13 protein-coding genes are annotated in these 16,655 nt (G+C 69.4%); 2 read left to right on the forward strand and 11 right to left on the reverse strand.

Annotated elements, in window-relative coordinates; translation table 11 throughout:
* Positions 1–701, forward strand: a 701-nt coding sequence (locus MKP15_RS03415; protein ID WP_240211782.1) for a sensor domain-containing protein, incomplete at its 5' end; no start/stop codon positions are given.
* A 114-nt stretch (positions 702–815) separates the two neighbouring features.
* On the opposite strand, the gene phaZ is transcribed toward MKP15_RS03415, so the two are convergent.
* The gene (phaZ, locus tag MKP15_RS03420) at positions 816–2,132 is read right to left on the reverse strand and encodes a polyhydroxyalkanoate depolymerase (protein ID WP_240211783.1); all 1,317 of its coding nucleotides are present in this window, start codon (positions 2,130–2,132) and stop codon (positions 816–818) included.
* A 294-nt stretch (positions 2,133–2,426) separates the two neighbouring features.
* Entirely contained in the window at positions 2,427–3,023 is a 597-nt protein-coding gene (locus MKP15_RS03425) for a class I SAM-dependent methyltransferase (RefSeq protein WP_240211784.1), read from the reverse strand.
* Positions 3,024–3,085: 62 nt separating this feature from the next.
* Here MKP15_RS03425 and MKP15_RS03430 point away from each other — a divergent pair, with 62 nt between their 5' ends.
* Positions 3,086–3,541, forward strand: coding sequence for a CopD family protein (locus MKP15_RS03430; RefSeq protein ID WP_240211785.1), 456 nt, complete (start codon positions 3,086–3,088; stop codon positions 3,539–3,541).
* A 79-nt stretch (positions 3,542–3,620) separates the two neighbouring features.
* Here MKP15_RS03430 and MKP15_RS03435 read toward each other — a convergent pair whose 3' ends face one another.
* The 9 genes from MKP15_RS03435 to rseP form a co-directional block, all read right to left on the reverse strand.
* On the reverse strand, positions 3,621–4,580 hold the full coding sequence (locus MKP15_RS03435; RefSeq protein ID WP_104939208.1) for an acetyl-CoA carboxylase carboxyltransferase subunit alpha: 960 nt from the start codon (positions 4,578–4,580) through the stop codon (positions 3,621–3,623).
* Positions 4,581–4,656: 76 nt separating this feature from the next.
* The gene (dnaE, locus tag MKP15_RS03440) at positions 4,657–8,244 is read right to left on the reverse strand and encodes a DNA polymerase III subunit alpha (protein ID WP_240211786.1); all 3,588 of its coding nucleotides are present in this window, start codon (positions 8,242–8,244) and stop codon (positions 4,657–4,659) included.
* Between the two features lie 88 nt (positions 8,245–8,332).
* A complete protein-coding gene (locus tag MKP15_RS03445; RefSeq protein ID WP_240211787.1) occupies positions 8,333–8,968 on the reverse strand; it encodes a ribonuclease HII in 636 nt (211 codons plus the stop codon).
* On the reverse strand, positions 8,965–10,242 hold the full coding sequence (gene lpxB / locus MKP15_RS03450) for a lipid-A-disaccharide synthase (protein ID WP_240211788.1): 1,278 nt from the start codon (positions 10,240–10,242) through the stop codon (positions 8,965–8,967). The genes MKP15_RS03445 and lpxB overlap by 4 nt, the downstream gene beginning before the upstream one ends.
* Positions 10,239–11,030 carry an acyl-ACP--UDP-N-acetylglucosamine O-acyltransferase gene (lpxA, locus tag MKP15_RS03455; RefSeq protein WP_161614663.1) on the reverse strand — a complete coding sequence of 264 codons (792 nt, stop codon included), beginning with the start codon at positions 11,028–11,030 and terminating at the stop codon, positions 10,239–10,241. The genes lpxB and lpxA overlap by 4 nt, the downstream gene beginning before the upstream one ends.
* A 19-nt stretch (positions 11,031–11,049) precedes the next feature.
* Positions 11,050–11,508 (reverse strand): 3-hydroxyacyl-ACP dehydratase FabZ, encoded by a 459-nt coding sequence (fabZ, locus tag MKP15_RS03460; protein ID WP_104939203.1) that lies wholly within the window; start codon positions 11,506–11,508, stop codon positions 11,050–11,052.
* Entirely contained in the window at positions 11,505–12,527 is a 1,023-nt protein-coding gene (gene lpxD, locus MKP15_RS03465) for a UDP-3-O-(3-hydroxymyristoyl)glucosamine N-acyltransferase (protein ID WP_104939202.1), read from the reverse strand. Before lpxD ends, fabZ begins: the two co-directional genes overlap by 4 nt.
* A gap of 226 nt (positions 12,528–12,753) precedes the next feature.
* Entirely contained in the window at positions 12,754–15,219 is a 2,466-nt protein-coding gene (bamA, locus tag MKP15_RS03470) for an outer membrane protein assembly factor BamA (RefSeq protein WP_240211789.1), read from the reverse strand.
* A gap of 71 nt (positions 15,220–15,290) precedes the next feature.
* A complete protein-coding gene (gene rseP / locus MKP15_RS03475) occupies positions 15,291–16,640 on the reverse strand; it encodes an RIP metalloprotease RseP (RefSeq protein WP_161614660.1) in 1,350 nt (449 codons plus the stop codon).
* Positions 16,641–16,655: the final 15 nt, after the last annotated feature.

Below are 16,655 nucleotides of genomic sequence, written 5' to 3' on the forward strand. Positions count from 1 at the left end.
GCCGGCCGCCGCCGCCGCCGCTCGCCACGCCCGCCGCGGGCGTGGCCGCCACCGCCCCGGCCGCGCCCACCGCCAGGCCGCGCCCGGCGGCCGCGCGCTTCTTCGGCGTGGTGCTGGACCCGCATACCTATGGCGCGCTGTTCTACATGCTGCTGTCGCTGGTCACCGGCGTGTTCTTCTTCACCTGGGTGGTGACCGGGCTGTCGCTGTCGGTGTCGCTGCTGATCCTGATCATCGGCATCCCGGTGCTGTTGCTGTTCCTGGGGTCGGTACGGGTGCTGTCGCTGGTGGAGGGGCGCATCATCGAGGCGCTGCTGGGCGTGCGCATGCCGCGCCGGCCGATGTACACCGACCGGAGCCAGGGCTGGCTGGCGCGGATCGGGGCGATGTTCACCGACGTGCGCACCTGGCTGACCATGCTGTATTTCGTGCTGATGCTGCCGCTGGGCGTGGTCTATTTCACGGTCGCCACGACCCTGCTCTCGACCTCGCTGGCACTGGTGTTCGCGCCGCTGGCCGACGTGGCGCTGGACCAGCCCGTCGGCATCTGGATCAACGATGTCAACCTGGGCGGCGGCCTGTGGGTATGGCCGCTGTCGGTGGCCGTGGGGCTGGTGCTGCTGTTGGCGACCCTGCACCTGGCGCGTGCCATCGGCCGGCTGCACGGGGCCATCGCCAAGCACTTGCTGGTGCGGCTGTAGGCGGACCGGCGGGGCCATGAACGACGGGGCACTTGGGTGCCCCGTTTTTTTTCGCCGGCAGCGCTGCCCGCGGTTCGCCCGGTGCGCGGGCGCGTGCGGGACGGGTGCGGTGGCTCAGCGCTGCGCGCGGCGGCGCAGCGGGGTGACGTTGCTGGCGGCGGCCTTGCGCGGCTTCTTCGCCGCCACTGGCTGCGATTGCGCGATGAAGAAGTCGCGCACCTTCGGGTACACCACCTCGCGCCAGCGGCGGCCGCTGAAGATGCCGTAGTGCCCGGCGCCCTCGACGATGAAGTGGCTGCGGCGCGCGGCCGGGATGCCGGTGCACAGCGCCTGCGCGGCTTCGGTCTGGCCGAGGCCGGCGATGTCGTCCAGTTCGCCTTCGATGCTCAGCAGCGCGGTGTCGCGGATCGCCGACGGGTCCACGCGTTCGCCACGCACGTGCCACTGCCCGCGCGGCAGCAGGAACTCCTGGAACACCACGCGGATGGTGTCCAGGTAGAAGCGCGCGGGCATGTCCAGCACCGCGTTGTACTCGTCGTAGAAACGACGGTGGGCGTTGGCGTCGTCCAGGTCGCCCTTGACCAGGTCGGTGTAGAAATCCCAGTGCGACATCAGGTGGCGGCTGGGGTTCATCGCCACGAAGCCGGCGTGCTGCAGGAAGCCCGGGTACACGCGCCGGCCCTGGCCCGGGTAGGGGGCGGGCACGGTGTGGATGACGTTGTTCTCGAACCACGACAGCGGGTTGCGCGTGGCCAGGTTGTTGACCGCGGTGGGGCTGCGGCGGGCATCGATCGGCCCGCCCATCATCACCAGCGAGCGCGGCGTGGTTTCGCCACGGGCGGCCATCAGCGACACCGCGCCCAGCACCGGCACGGTCGGCTGGCAGACGCTGACCACGTGCAAGTTGGCGGCGCCGAGGTGGCGGATGAACGCCTGCACGTACTCGACATAATCGTCCAGCCCGAACTCGCCCTGTTCCACCGGCACCATGCGCGCGTCGATCCAGTCGGTGACATACACGCGGTGGTCGCGCAGCAGGGTACGCACGGTGTCGCGCAGCAGGGTGGCGTGGTGGCCGGACAACGGCGCCACCACCAGCACCGCGGGCTGGGCAAGCAGGGCTTCGACACGGGCGCCGTCGTTGCTGTGGCGCTTGAAGCGCAGCAGGCGGCAGAACGGCTTTTCCAGTTCGGTGAGCTGGGCCACGGGCACGACTTCGCCATCGAGCTCGAGCTCGTGGATGTCCCACTCCGGCTTCTCGTAATCCTTGCCGAGGCGGTGGAACAGTTCGTTCATCGCCGCCAGCCGGTCGGCCCCGGGCATGGACGACCACCAGTGGCCCGGCGTGTTGAAGAACGCCGCGTTGGCCTGCGCCTGGTGGACCCAGGGCGCGAGCAGATTGCGGGTCATCTCATGCAGTTGATAGAGCATGCCGGGCAATATGTATGGTCATATGGTGCCTTGCAGCATAACGCAAACAGGCGGGTGCGGCGTTAAGCGGAGAATGACGGACGCGGCACCGGCGGGATCCGGCCGGTGCGCGGAGTGGGGCCCTGCAGGACCGGCGGGGCGGCAGAGCCCCGTACCTGCGGAACGTGTCCGGAGAACATCCCCCTGAATCACGGGCGCGCCGCAAGCCGCGGGGTGTGTCAGGCGAAAGGCGGGGCCGGCGGTGTGCGGTGCAGGCCGTGGGGCGACCGCGCGACGCGATGGCGTAGCGCGGGTTCAGCCGCCGCGCTCCAGCGCTGCCATGTCGTCGGCGCAGTGCGGCCCCAGCCAACAGTGCGAGCCGGCGGCGCGGAAGCCGGCCTGCGCCAGCTGGCGACGGTACCAGCGCGCCGGGCGCGCCTGGAATCCCTGGTGATCGCCATGGAACTCGTCGTCGGCGGTGAAGGTTTCCAGGAACGCCACGCCGCCGCACAGCTCGGCCAGCCCGGGCAGGCCCTGGCGCAGTTCGCGGCTGGGTACGTAGTGCATGACGTCGGCGCAGACCAGCAGGTCCACCGGCGCGCACGGGCGCAGCCACTGGAAATCACCGAAGCGGGCCAGGTGCAGGTTGCGGGTGCGGCCGTAGCGCTGCACCGCGTACTCGCTGCCGTCGAAGCCCATGTACTGCAGCTTCGGCCGCAGCTTGAGCAGCGGCGCGCGCCACGCGCCTTCGCCGCATCCGATGTCGAGCACGCTGCGGATCGGCCGCTCCAGGTAGTACTCGGCGGTGGCCACGGCCAGCTGCACCTTGCGTGCCAGCCGCGCCGGTCCGCCGATGTCGCCGCGGCGGTACCAGTGTTGGAAATAGGCGGCGTCGTAGTGCTTTTCCTGCATGTGCGTGTCGGCGGCGGATGGGCGAAAATGCGGCCATCCTACGCCGCCGATGGAGCCAGCGCATGCAGTCGTATTTCTGGGTGAAGACCTTCCACCTCGTGTTCGTGGTGGCGTGGATGGCCGCGGTGTTCTACCTGCCGCGGATCCTGGTCAACCTGGCCGAGGCCGCCGGCCAGGCGCAGGTCGGGCAGCGCCTGCAGCTGATGGGGCGGCGGCTGTACCGCTTCGGCCACGTCATGTTCGGCCTGGCCTTCGTGCTGGGGCTGGTGCTGTGGCTGGGCTACCGGGTGCTGCCGGACTTCCCGACCATGGTCGCGCCCGGCGCCGCCGGCTGGCTGCACGCCAAGCTCGGCCTGGTGGCGCTGCTGTTGGTGTATTTCATCTTCACCGGCCGCTGGCTCAAGGGCGTGGATGCCGGCCGCGCGCTGCCGTCGGCGCGCGCGTTGCGCTGGTTCAACGAACTGCCGCTGGTGCTGTTCATCGCCACCGTCTACCTGGTGCTGGCCAAGCCGTTCTGACCCGCCGGCACGCACACCGTGCTGAAAACGGAAAAGGCCGGCGGATGCCGGCCTTTTCGCTCGCGCCGCCGGAACCGGCTCAAGCGGCCTCGTAGGCACCATAGCCGCGCAGCCGCGCGTAGCGCTTGGCCAGCAGCGCGTCGACCGGCAGCTTTTCCAGCGCGTCCAGTTCGTTGAGCAGGACCGCCTTCAGGCGCCGGCCCATCTGCTTCGGGTTGCGGTGGGCGCCGCCGATCGGCTCGCGCACGACCTTGTCGATCAGTCCCAGTTGCTTGAGCCGCGGTGCGGTCATGCCCAGCTGCTCGGCCGCTTCCTTGTTCTTGCCGGCGTCCTTCCACAGGATCGAGGCGCAGCCTTCCGGACTGATGGTCGAGTAGACGCTGTATTCCAGCATCACCGTGCGGTCGCCCACGCCCAGCGCCAGCGCGCCACCGGAGCCACCCTCGCCGATCACGGTGCAGATCACCGGCACCTTCAGTTCGGCCATTTCCATCAGGTTGCGGGCGATGGCCTCGGACTGGCCGCGCTCCTCGGCGTCGATGCCCGGCCAGGCGCCGGCGGTGTCGATCAGGGTCAGCACCGGCAGCCCGAAGCGTTCGGCCATCTTCATCAGCCGCAGCGCCTTGCGGTAGCCCTCGGGCTTGGGCATGCCGAAGTTGCGCTTGATCTTTTCCTTGGTGTCGCGGCCCTTCTGGTGGCCGATCAGCATCACCGGGCGGCCGCCGATGCGGGCCAGGCCGCCGACGATGGCCTTGTCGTCGGCGAACGCACGGTCGCCGGCCAGCTCCTGGAACTCGTCGCAGAAGATGCCGATGTAATCCAGGGTGTAGGGGCGCGAGGGATGGCGCGCGACCTGCAGCACCTGCCAGGACGAGAGGTTGCGGAAGATCTGCGCGGTACGCAGGCGCAGCTTGTCCTGCAGTGCCCGGACCTCGGCCTCGACATTGACCGCCGGGCCCGCGCTGGCGCTGCGCAGCTCCTGGATCTTGGCTTCCAGATCGGCGATGGGCTGCTCGAAATCGAGGTAATTCGGGTTCATCGGAAACCGTCTTGAATGAAAGTGGGGAAGTGTAGCCGAACGCGTCGGGTGCACCCGTACGCGGCCGTCCGGACCTTCAGCTGGCCCAGGGCGGGCTGTAGGCGAGCTTGACCCGGCGCACCGCCGGGTCCTCGCGCAGGGCGTCGAGCAGCTGCGTGCTGACCCGCACCGCGCCGGCGCCGCCGAGGTCGAGCATGCCGGCCACGCCGCCGTCCTTGCCCTTCAGCAGCAGGTCCAGGCGGATCGGGGTGCGCCCGGGGCGGTGCGTGGCCAGCAGCGGTTCGATGCGCTGCCATACCGGGCCGCCGCGGCCGTCCACGCGCAGCGACAGGCGCACCGCGTGGTCGGCGCACAGCTGCTCGAAATCCCAGCACTGGCGGATGCGCAGCGCGTAGCCGCCGTTGAATTCGTCCTCGCGCAGGCCGCCCTTGACCACCAGGATACGGTCCTTGGTCATCAGGTGGCCGAACTCGGCCAGGCCGTCGGAGAAGGCGCTGCACTCGACCCGGCCCTTGCCGTCCTCCAGCTGCACGAACACCTGGCTGTCGCCCTTGCGGCGCATGCCCACGACCATGCCGGCCAGGATCACCTGCGCTTCCTGGCGCCAGCCGCGTTTCTCGCCGTCGCGCGGCGGCGGGGCCGGTGCGACCAGCTTGTCCAGCGCGCCCAGGTCGGTGCCGACCAGCTCCCTGACGTCATCGGCATACGGGTCGAACGGATGCCCGCTGAGGTAGAAGCCCAGGGTCTCGCGTTCGCCGCCCAGCAGCTGCGCCACCGGCCATTCGCGGCTTTCCGGCAGGTCCAGCTGCGCGGCGGCGTTGACCGGATCGGGCGCGCCGAACAACGAGTTCTGGCCCGATGCCTTCTCGCGCGCCATCTGGTCGGTGGCCTTGAGCACTTCGGGCAGCTGCAGCATCAGCGAGGCGCGGTTGCGGCCAAGGCCGTCGAGCGCGCCGCACTGGATCATCGCTTCCAGGGTGCGGCGGTTGAGCTTGGCCGATTCCACCCGCGCGCAGAAATCCAGCAGCGTGGTGTACTCGCCGCCGCGCAGGCGCTCGGCCACCACCGCTTCGCAGGCGCCCTGGCCGACGCCCTTGATCGCGCCCAGGCCGTAGCGGATGGTGTCGGCCGAGGACGCCTCGAACATGTACGCCGATTCGTTGACCCGCGGCGGTTCCACGCGCAGGCCGAGGTTGCGCACCTCGGCCAGGAAGCCGACCACCTTGTCGGTGTTGTCCATGTCCGAGGACAGCGTCGCGGCCATGAACTCGGCTGGGTAGTGGCGCTTGAGCCAGGCGGTCTGGTAGCTGACCAGCGCGTAGGCGGCGGCGTGCGACTTGTTGAAGCCGTAGCCGGCGAACTTCTCCATCAGGTCGAAGATCTCGTCGGCCTTGGGGCCGTCGACGCCGCCCTTGGCCGCGCCCTCGCGGAAGATTTCGCGGTGCTTGGCCATTTCCGCCGGCACCTTCTTGCCCATCGCGCGGCGCAGCAGGTCGGCGCCGCCCAGCGAGTAGCCGCCGACGATCTGCGCCATCTGCATCACCTGCTCCTGGTACACCATGATGCCGTAGGTGTCCTTGAGGATGGCTTCGGTGCGCGGATCGGGATAGATGATCTCTTCCTGGCCGTGCTTGCGCGCGTTGAACGAGGGAATCAGGTCCATCGGGCCGGGGCGGTACAGCGACACCAGCGCGATCAGGTCCTCGAAGCGGTCCGGGCGCGCGTCCTTCAGCAGCCGGCGCATGCCCGAGGATTCGAACTGGAATACCGCGCCGGTGTTGCCGTTGGCGAAGATGTCCTTGTAGGTGGGCGCGTCGTCGAGCGGGATCGCGGCGATGTCCACCGGCGGGATGCCGGCGCGCGCATGGCGCTTGTTGATCGCCTTCACCGCCCAGTCGATGATGGTCAGCGTGCGCAGGCCGAGGAAGTCGAACTTCACCAGGCCCACTTCTTCCACGTCGTTCTTGTCGAACTGGGTGACCGGGTTCTTGCCCAGGCTGCCTTCGTCGTGTTCGGCGTACAGCGGGCAGAACTCGGACAGCGGCTCGGGCCCGATGACCACGCCACCGGCGTGCTTGCCGGCGTTGCGGGTCAGGTCTTCCAGCTGCAGCGCCAGGTCGATCAGGTCGCGGACGTCGTCCTCGTTCTGGTAGCGCTGGATCAGCTCGGCCGAGGCCATTTCCGAATCCGGCCCTTCCTTGCCCTTGCCCAGCGCGTCCTTCAGGCCGATGCCCAGGATGTTGGGGATCAGCTTGGACACGCCGTCGACCAGGCCGTACGGGAAGCCGAGCACGCGCCCGGAATCGCGCACCACCGCCTTGGCGGCCATGGTGCCGTAGGTGATGATCTGGCTGACCCGCTCGCGGCCGTACTTGCGCGCGACGTAGTCGATCACCTCGTCGCGGCGGTCCATGCAGAAGTCGATGTCGAAGTCGGGCATCGACACGCGTTCCGGGTTGAGGAAGCGCTCGAACAGCAGGTTGTACGGCAGCGGATCCAGGTCGGTGATCTTCAGCGCCCAGGCCACCAGCGAGCCGGCGCCCGAACCACGCCCCGGGCCGATCGGGATGCCCTGGTTCTTGCCCCACTGGATGAAGTCGGCCACGATCAGGAAGTAGCCGGGGAAGCCCATCTTGATGATGGTGTCGAGCTCGAACTCGAGGCGCTCGAAGTAGTCCTCGCGGGTCTTGCCCGGCGCCAGCGGGTTCTTCTGCAGGCGTTCTTCCAGGCCGTCGCGCGACTGCTTCTGGATCCAGGTGTCCAGGGTCTCGTCGTCGGGCACCGGGTAGTTGGGCAGGAAGTAGGTGCCCAGCCGCATCTCCAGGTTGCAGCGCTGCGCCAGCGCCAGCGTGTTGTCGATGGCGTCGGGGATGTCGGCGAACAGCTCGCACATCTGTTCCGGCGACTTCAGGTACTGCTCGCGGCTGTACTCGCGCGGGCGCTTGGGGTCGTCGAGCACGCGCCCGGTGGAGATGCACACCCGCGCCTCGTGCGCGTCGAAGTCCTGCGGCGACAGGAAGCGCACGTCGTTGCTGGCGATCACCGGCAGGCCGCGCTGGCCGGCGGCCATCAGCGCGAACTGGTTGAAGGCTTCCTCGCCGTCACGACCGGTACGGGTCAGTTCCAGGTGCAGGCCATCGCCGAACACGCGCTGCCAGTCGGCCAGCTGCTGTTCGGCCAGGTCATGGCGGCCTTCGCCGGCCAGGCGCCCGGCCAGGCTCTGGCGCCCGGCCAGCGCGAACAGGTTGTGGCAGCCGTCCTTGAGCCATTGCGGGTGGATGGCGACGCCGCCCTCGGGGCGGTGGCCCTCCAGCCAGGCGCGGCTGAGCAGGCGCGACAGGCTCAGGTAGCCGTCGCGGTCGCGGCACAACAGGGTCATGCGCCACGGGTCGTGGCCGTCCTCGGCGATCAGCACGTCGGCGCCGGCGATCGGCTTGATGCCCACGCCTTCGGCGGCCTTGTAGAACTTCACCAGCGCGAACATGTTGTTCAGGTCGGTGACCGCGAGCGCCGGCGCCTGCATTTCCACCGAACGGCTGAGGAGGTTGGCCTGCTTGGCCTTCTTCGGATCGGCCTGGTCCGGCTTGGCGGGGACGCGGATGGTGGAGTCCACCATCGAGAATTCGGTGTGGACGTGGAGGTGGACGAAGCGGGGAGTGCTCATGCCGGATCACTGCGGTGAACGGGCAGGGTAGCGGCGGGGGCGGGAGCGGACAAGGCTTGACGGGCGGCCAATGCACCCGCGGCCGTGGCTAGGCCACGGCCAGGGCGTCGCGCACCGGTGCGAAACTGCGGCGGTGCTCGGGGCACGGGCCATGCGCACGCAGCGCGGCCAGGTGGGCCGGGGTGCCGTAGCCCTTGTGCTGGTCGAAGCCGTATTCGGGATGGCGCAGGTGCAGGTCCAGCATATAGCGGTCGCGGCTGACCTTGGCCAGGATCGAGGCGGCCATGATCGCGCGGTCGATGGCGTCGCCGCCGACCAGCGCTTCGGCCGGGCACGGCAGGCCCTTGGGCACCTTGTTGCCGTCGATGCGCGCGAACTGCGCCACATGGGCCACGCCCTGCACGGCCCGGCGCATGCCCTGCATGGTGGCCTGGAAGATATTGATGCCGTCGATCTCGGCCACGTCCACCAGCACGATGCTGTAGGCCAGGGCGCGTTCGACGATGCGCTCGAAAAGCTGTTCGCGGCGCGCGGCGGTGAGTGCCTTGGAGTCGTCCAGGCCGTTGATGCGCGGCCGCTGCGGGTCGAACACCACGGCGGCCACGGCCACCGGGCCGGCCAGGGGGCCGCGCCCGGCCTCGTCGATGCCGGCATAGGGCAGGAGCCCGGGACCGGCGGCCGGGGCAGAGGGGAACAGCGGCAGGCTGCCGGCGTCGGCCTTCATCGCGGGTGCGCCTCGGGCTGCTGGCCGCCGGCTTCCGGACCCAGCAATTCCGCCACCGCGTCGGCGGCGCGTGCCGACGCGTCCTGGCGCAGCTCCAGGTGCAGGCGCCGGTAGTCGTCCTGCAGCCCCGGCACGTGGCCGGGGTGCTGGAACCACCGCAGTACCGCCGCGGCCAGGCGCTCCGGCGTGCAGTCGTGCTGGATCAGTTCCGGCGCCAGGTCGCGCCCGGCCAGCACGTTGGGCAGGGCGTAGCGGTCGACCTTGACCAGCTTCAGTGCGCGGGCGATGCGGTAGGTCAGCTCCGACACGCGGTAGCCGACCACCATCGGCCGCTTGACCAGCATGGTTTCCAGGGTGGCGGTACCCGACGCCAGCAGCACCACGTCGGCGGCGGTCAGCGCGTCGCGGGCCTGGCCGTCGAGCACGTGCAGGCGCGCGGCCGGCAGCGCCGAGGCGGCGATCTGCTGGTCGATCAGCTGCCGGCAGCGGGCATTGGCCGCCGGGACCACGATGTGCAGGCCGGGCATGCGTTCGGCCACCTGCCAGGCGGCCTCGAAGAACGCCGGGCCGAGCCGCCCGATCTCGCCCAGGCGACTGCCCGGCAGCACCGCCAGGATCGGCGCGGTGGCGGGCAGTGCGAGCCGGGTGCGGGCATCGGCGCGGTCGCTGTCCAATGGGATCGCATCGGCCATGGGGTGGCCGACGAAGCGTGCGTCCACGCGATGCCGCGCGTAGATCGGCGGCTCCATCGGGAACAGGCACAGCACCCGGTCGGCGCTGGCGCCGATCTTCTCGGCGCGCTTCTCACGCCAGGCCCAGACCGAGGGGCTGACGTAGTGCACCGTGCGGATGCCGCGCTGCTTGAGCCAGCGTTCGACGCCAAGGTTGAAGTCGGGCGCGTCGATGCCGATGAACACGTCCGGGCGCCAGTCGAGCACGCGCTCGCGGAACGCGCGGCGCAGTTTGAGCAGGCGCGGCAGGTGACGCAGGATCTCGGCCAGGCCCATCAGCGCCAGCTCGCTGGCATCGAACCAGGTCTGGCAGCCGGCGCCGCGCATGGCATCGCCGCCGATGCCGGCGAATTCGGCGTCGGGGAAGTGCCGGCGCAGTTCGGCGATGAGGCCGGCGCCGAGCTGGTCGCCGGAGGTTTCCCCGGCCACCAGCGCGATCCGCGGGCCGCGCGCCACGCGCTCACGGGCGACGGCGATGGGTGTCCCGTCGCCGCCGTCCCCGGGCCCTGCGTGCCCGTTCCCGGTGCTGCCTTCGGCGCTCATCGCTGCAGCGGACGGTCCGCGTGTTCGATGAAGTCCAGCATCTGCCGCACGTCGTCGCTGTCCCGCGCCTGCTCGGCCAGCTGCTGCTTGGCCTCGGCCAGCGGAATGCCGGCCACGTACAGGGTACGGTAGGCGCGCTTGATCGCGCCGATACGCGCGGTATCGAAGCCGCGGCGCTTGAGGCCTTCGCTGTTGATGCCGCGCGGACGGCCGTGGCCGTCGATGCCGACCATGGTGAACGGCGGGATGTCGCCGGTCACCAGCGCGCCCATGCCGAGGAAGGCGTGGTCGCCAATGCGGCAGAACTGGTGGGCGCCGGCAAAGCCGCTGATGATCACCCAGTTGCCGACGCTGACGTGGCCGGCCAGGGTGGTGTTGTTGGAGAACACGCAGTGGTCGCCGACCTGGCAGTCGTGGGCGACGTGGGTGTAGGCCAGCAGCCAGTTGTCGTTGCCGATGCGGGTGATGCCGCCGCCGCCGCCGGTGCCGCGGTTGACGGTGACGAACTCGCGGACCACGTTGCGGTCACCGATCACCAGCTCGGTGCGCTCGCCGGCGTACTTCTTGTCCTGCGGCTCGCCGCCGATGGCGGCGTGGCCGATGAAGCGGTTGTCGCGGCCGATCCGGGTCGGGCCGTGGATGCTGCAGTGCGGGCCGACCACGGTGCCGGCGCCGATCTCGACGTCGGCGCCGATCAGGCAGAACGCGCCCACGCGGACGTCGTCGGCCAGCCGTGCCGACGGGTCGATGACCGCGGTGGGGTGGATCAGGGGGGCGCTGTCGTTCATGCGCGGGCTCCGGTCGGGATCATTCGCGGGTGCCGGCGCACAGCACCTCGGCATGCGCCACCACTTCGCCGTCCACCTTGGCCTCGCCGTAGTAGACGGCCATGTTGCGGATCACCCGCTTGACCTGCACGTGCAGCTCCAGCACGTCGCCGGGCACCACCTGCTTCATGAAGCGCACGTTGTCCACCTTGACCAGGTAGAACAGCTTGGACTGCGCGTCGCGGCCGAGGCTGAGCTGGGTCAGCACGCCGCCGGCCTGCGCCAGCGCCTCGATGATCAGCACCCCCGGCATGATCGGCTGGCCGGGGAAATGCCCCTGGAAGAACGGCTCGTTGATGGTGACGTTCTTGTGCGCGACGATCGTCCTTGCCTCGGTATCCAGCGCGACCACCTTGTCCACCAGCAGGAACGGGTAGCGGTGGGGGATCAGCGTGCGGATCGTGTTGACGTCGATGGGCAACGGCAGCGGTGAGTTCATTCCTTCTCCTTGCTCACAGCCAGGACCCGGCGCGCCAGGCTGTCCAGCTGCTTGAAGCGCGCGGCGTTCTTGCGCCACGTGCGGTTGTCGGTCAATGGGGTGCCGGACGAGTACTCGCCCGGTTCGGTAATGGAGTTGCGCACGACCGACTTGCCGGTGACGACCACGTGGTCGCAGATCTCCAGGTGGCCGACCACCCCGACCGCGCCGCCGAGCAGGCAGTAGCGGCCGATCCGGGCGCTGCCGGCGATGCCGGTGCAGCCGGCGATCGCGCTGTGCGCGCCGATGTGGCAGTTGTGGGCGATCTGCACCAGGTTGTCCAGGCGCACGTCTTCTTCCAGCACGGTGTCTTCCAGTGCGCCGCGGTCCACGCAGGTGTTGGCGCCGATCTCGCAGTCGTCGCCGATGCGCACCCCGCCCAGCTGCGGCACCTTGATCCAGTGGCCGGCGTCCATCGCCAGGCCGAAACCGTCGGCGCCGAGCACGGCGCCGGGGTGGATGCGCACGCGCTTGCCCAGGCGCACGCGGGTGACCAGGGTGACGCGGGCGACCAGCTCGCAGCCGGCGTCCAGCGAACAGTCCTCGCCGATGATGCTGCCGGCGCCGACGATGCAGTTCTCGCCGACCACGCTGCGCGCGCCGATGCTGACGAACGGGCCGATATGGGCGCTGGCGGCCACCCGCGCGGACGGGTCGATCACCGCGCTGGGATGGATGCCGGGCTCGCGCAGCGGCACCGCCTCGAACAGCGCGCCGATCTTGGCGAACGTGGTGTAGGGGTCCTTGGCGACCAGGGCGGTGCCGGGCGCGGCCTCGGCGTCGTCGGCGCGCAGCACCACGATGCCGGCCCTGCTCTCGGCCAGCTGCGCGCGGTAGCGCGGATTGGCCAGGAAGGTCAGTTGTCCGGGGCCGGCATGGGCCAGCGTGGCCACGCCGTGGATCGCGGTGGACGGATCGCCGTGCACCTGCAGCCCGAAACGGTCGGCCAGTTCCTGTGCGGTATGGGTCGGAGTATTCACGCCGGGAGTTTAGCGTCTGGAAGTGGCGCGGTCATGCGGCAGGTGGGGCACAGGCCGCGCGCAGGCCGGCTCGGCTTGGAACCGCCGGAATGATTCTGGAGAAGAGCCCCCTTGGTAAGGGGGTGCGCCGAAGGCGGGGGGATCGGAAGGCCAGGGCGCGTCCCCAGGTTTCGCTCAGCGAAACCTGGGGTGCCCAAGGCGACGCCTTGGGCGCGCGGGCAGTTCCCTAGAACTGTCCGCCGAAGGTGAACTGCAGCCGCTCGATCTCGTCGCCTTCCTTCTTCTTGAGCGGGAAGGCATAGCTGATCGAGATCGGGCCGACCGGGGCGCGCCACAGCAGCGCGACACCGGCCGAGGCGCGCAGTTCGCCCGCGTCGAAGTTGTCGGTGCCGTTGTAGACGTTGCCGAAGTCGAGGAACGCCGACACGCGCGCCGACGGGCTGTCGAACAGCTTCGGGAAGTACGCCTCGACCGAGCCGACGGTCTTCAGCGAGCCGCCCAGCGGCTGGCCGCGGTAGTAGCCGCCGAAGATCTCCGAGCGCGGGCCCAGGGTGTTGTCGCGGAAGCCGCGCACCGAGTTGGTGCCGCCGGCGTAGAAGTTCTCGAAGAACGGCAGCCCCGACGCCTTGACCTGACGGTGCTTGGCGGTGGGGTTGGTGGCGCAGTCCACCACCTCGGTGGTGGCCGGCGTGCCCGGGACGGCCGGCTTGTCGCCATCGGCCGGGGTGCCGGGGACGGCGGGCGTCTCGAACCAGCAGATGTCGCGCACCTTGTCGTTGCCGTAGGAGTCGCCGTAGCCGAACTCGACGCGGGTGTTGATCACCAGCGACGGCATGATCGGCCAGTACTTGGAGATCTGGTAGCTGAGCTTGTAGTACTCGGCGGTGGAGCCGGGCAGGGTGGCTTCCAGGCCCAGGCGCTGGTAGGTGCCGCGGGTCGGCATGAAGTAGTCGTTGCGGGTGTCGCGCGCCCAACCCAGCTCGGTGCGCCAGGAGTGGAACGTGCGCGTGCCCATCGCATCGATGTAGTCGATGATCGACTGCGGGGTGTAGCCGCTGTAAGTGGTGATCTGGTTGCTGTCGATGCCGAACATCAGCGAGAAGCTGTCGTTCTCGGTGATCGGCACGCCGAAGATCATCTGCGCCGAGCCGTTGGTGCTGTTGTACTGGGCGGTGTTGAAGTCCGAGTAGTCCAGCTCGCGCCAGGACAGGTTGTAGCCCAGCGAGACGCCGTCGTCGGTGAAGTACGGGTTCATGTACGAGAAGCCGTAGCGCTGCAGGTAGCTGCTGCGCGAGGCCTCGACCGACACGCGGTTGCCGCCGCCCAGGAAGTTGTTCTGCGACAGCTGCACCGAGGTGGTCATGCCGTAGGACTGCGAATAGCCCAGGCCGAACACGAAGCTGCCGGAGGTGGTTTCCTTGACGTTGTAGACCACGTCGACCTGGTCGTTGCTGCCGGTGACCGGCGAGGTCTCGACGTCGACCGATTCGAAGTAGCCCAGGCGCTGCAGGCGGATCTTGGAGCGGTCGATGGCGGCCTGCGAGTACCAGGCATTCTCGAACTGGCGCATCTCGCGGCGCAGCACCTCGTCGGCGGTGCGGGTGTTGCCCTTGAACACGATGCGGCGCACCGACACGCGCGGGCCGGGCACCACCTGCATGTTGACCGCCACCGTGCGCTCGGCGCGGTTGCTGGTCGGGATCGGGTTGACCTTGGCGAAGGCGTAGCCGATGTTGGACAGGGTGTTGGTGATCGCGTCGGCGCTGAACTCCAGCAGGCCGCGCGAGAACGTGTCGCCGGCCTTCTGGAACACCATGCGCTCGACGTCTTCCTGCGGCAGGATGGTGTCGCCGGTGACCTTGATCTCGGAGATCTTGTACTGCTCGCCCTCGGTCACCCCGGCGGTGATGAACATGTCGCGCTTGTCGGGGCTGATCGAGACCTGGGTCGAGTCGACGCTGAAATCGATGTAGCCGCGGTCCAGGTACCAGGAGTTGAGCTTCTCCAGGTCGCCGGACAGCTTTTCCTTGGAATACTGGTCGTCGCGGCGGTACCACGAGGCCCAGTTGTGCTCCTTGGACTCCCAGGTATCGAGGATGTCGGCGGCCTCGAACTTCTCGGTGCCGACCAGGTTGACGTGGCGGATCTTGGCCGCCTTGCCTTCCTTGACCGCGATGGCCACGTCCACGCGGTTGCGGTCCAGCGGGCTCACCGTCGGGGTGATCTCGACGTTGTACTTGCCGCGGTCGTTGTACTGGCGGCGCAGCTCCTGGGTCACGCGGTCCAGGCTCAGGCGGTCGAAGGTGCCGCCCTCGCTCAGGCCGATGTCGGCCAGGCCCTTGAGCAGCTGCTCGCTCTTGATGTCCTTGTTGCCGGTGACCGTGAGCTTGTTGATCGCCGGGCGTTCCTTGACCGTGACCACCAGGATGTCGCCCTGGCGGTCCAGCTGCACGTCCTCGAAGAAGCCGGTCTTGTACAGGGCGCGGATGGTCTCGCCGACCTTGGCGTCGTCGACGCGGTCGCCGCGTTCCACCGGCAGGTAGGTGAAGACGGTACCGGATGAGATGCGCTGCAGGCCGTCCACGCGGATGTCGCTGGCGGTGAAGGGCTCGGCTGCCTGCGCGAGCGCGGGCGCGGCCAGACCGGCGGCGAGGGCGAGGGCAAGCAGGCGGCGATTGGGAAGTCGCGTCATGTCACGTCCGGTTGGAGTCGATTTCATTGTTGCGTGGGTGCCGGCGTATGACGACGTCAGCGGGAAAAAGTTCATCGCGGGAACAGCCCGAGGATGTCGTTGTAGAACGCCAGCCCCATCAGTCCGGCCAGCAGCGCCAGGCCGACATATTGCCCGGCGGCCATGGCGCGCTCGCTCAACGGGCTGCCCTTGAGCAACTCGATAAGGTAATACAGCAGGTGACCGCCGTCCAAGATCGGGATCGGCAGCAGGTTGATGATGCACAGGCTCAGCGACAGCAGGGCCAGGAAGTACAGGAACCAGTCCACCCCGCGCTCGGCCGAGGCATTGGCGACGCGGGCGATGGTGATCGGGCCGGAGATGTTCTTGACCGAGGCGTGCCCGGTCAGCATCCGTCGCATCATTCCCAGCGAGTCGCCGGCCAGGCGGCCGGCTTCGCGTACCGCGGCCGGCAGCGCCGCCAGCGGCCCGTACTGCTGGCGGGCGTCGTAGGCCGGCGCCTGGCCGGTGACGAAGCCCACCCCGAGCAGCCAGCGGCCGTCGCCCGGCGCCTTGCGCGGCAGCACTTCCAGGGCCATGCGCTGGCCGTCGCGTTCGACCTCGACCATGCCCGGGCCGCCGCGCTCGCCCAGTTGCTGCACCAGCGGCGCGACCTGGTCGGCGCTCTCCACGCGCTGTCCGTCGATGGCCAGGATCAGGTCGCCGCGCTGCAGCTGGCCGCTGGCGGCCGAACCCTCGGCCACCGACTCGACCTGCGCCGGCTGCAGCATGAAGCGCCAGGCCAGCCCGGCCTGCTGCGGGACCGTGCGTTCGTCGAATCCGGCCGGCAGGGTGGACAGCGGCAGCACCCGGGTGTGCGGGGTGTCCAGCGCGTCGAGCACCCGCACGCGGGCATCCTGGCGGTCCATCGCGGCCGTGGTCAGGGCCATGCTGGCCTCGGCCCAGGTCGCGACCGCCCGGCCGTCGATGTCGATGATGCGGTCGCCCGCCGCCAGCCCGGCGCTGGCGGCCATGCCGCTGCTGCGGCCGACGGTGGCCGAATAGTCCTGGCGGCCGATCACGAACATCGCCCACAGCAGCGCGATGCACAGCAGCAGGTTGGCGGCGGGGCCGGCGGCCACGATGGCGATGCGCTGCCAGACGCTCTTGTTGTTGAACGCCACGGCGCGCTCGCCGGCCGGCACTTCGACCTCGCGCTCGTCGAGCATCTTCACGTAGCCACCCAGGGGGATGGCGGCGATGACGAACTCGGTGCCGTTGCGGTTGCGCCGGCTCCACAGCGGGCGGCCGAAGCCGACCGAGAAGCGCAGCACCTTCACCCCGCAGCGGCGCGCCACCCAGTAGTGGCCGAACTCGTGGAAGGTCACCAGCACGCCGAGGCTGACGATCATCCACCACACGGAACCGAGGAAGTCAGCCATGGGCGCGGCTCGGTT

Origin of the sequence: Stenotrophomonas sp. Y6, assembly GCF_022436665.1 — a bacterium.
Classification (GTDB): Bacteria; Pseudomonadota; Gammaproteobacteria; order Xanthomonadales; family Xanthomonadaceae; genus Stenotrophomonas; species Stenotrophomonas acidaminiphila_A.

Excerpts from the sequence above, each read along its gene's own strand:
- MKP15_RS03430 (WP_240211785.1), top strand. The coding sequence starts at position 3,086 with ATGCAGTCGTATTTCTGGGTGAAGACCTTCCACCTCGTGTTCGTGGTG.
- MKP15_RS03425 (WP_240211784.1), bottom strand. The coding sequence starts at position 3,023 with ATGCAGGAAAAGCACTACGACGCCGCCTATTTCCAACACTGGTACCGC.
- phaZ (WP_240211783.1), bottom strand. The coding sequence starts at position 2,132 with ATGCTCTATCAACTGCATGAGATGACCCGCAATCTGCTCGCGCCCTGG.
- MKP15_RS03445 (WP_240211787.1), bottom strand. The coding sequence starts at position 8,968 with ATGAAGGCCGACGCCGGCAGCCTGCCGCTGTTCCCCTCTGCCCCGGCC.
- dnaE (WP_240211786.1), bottom strand. The coding sequence starts at position 8,244 with ATGAGCACTCCCCGCTTCGTCCACCTCCACGTCCACACCGAATTCTCG.
- lpxA (WP_161614663.1), bottom strand. The coding sequence starts at position 11,030 with ATGAACGACAGCGCCCCCCTGATCCACCCCACCGCGGTCATCGACCCG.
- lpxB (WP_240211788.1), bottom strand. The coding sequence starts at position 10,242 with ATGAGCGCCGAAGGCAGCACCGGGAACGGGCACGCAGGGCCCGGGGAC.
- MKP15_RS03435 (WP_104939208.1), bottom strand. The coding sequence starts at position 4,580 with ATGAACCCGAATTACCTCGATTTCGAGCAGCCCATCGCCGATCTGGAA.
- rseP (WP_161614660.1), bottom strand. The coding sequence starts at position 16,640 with ATGGCTGACTTCCTCGGTTCCGTGTGGTGGATGATCGTCAGCCTCGGC.
- bamA (WP_240211789.1), bottom strand. The coding sequence starts at position 15,219 with ATGACGCGACTTCCCAATCGCCGCCTGCTTGCCCTCGCCCTCGCCGCC.
- fabZ (WP_104939203.1), bottom strand. The coding sequence starts at position 11,508 with ATGAACTCACCGCTGCCGTTGCCCATCGACGTCAACACGATCCGCACG.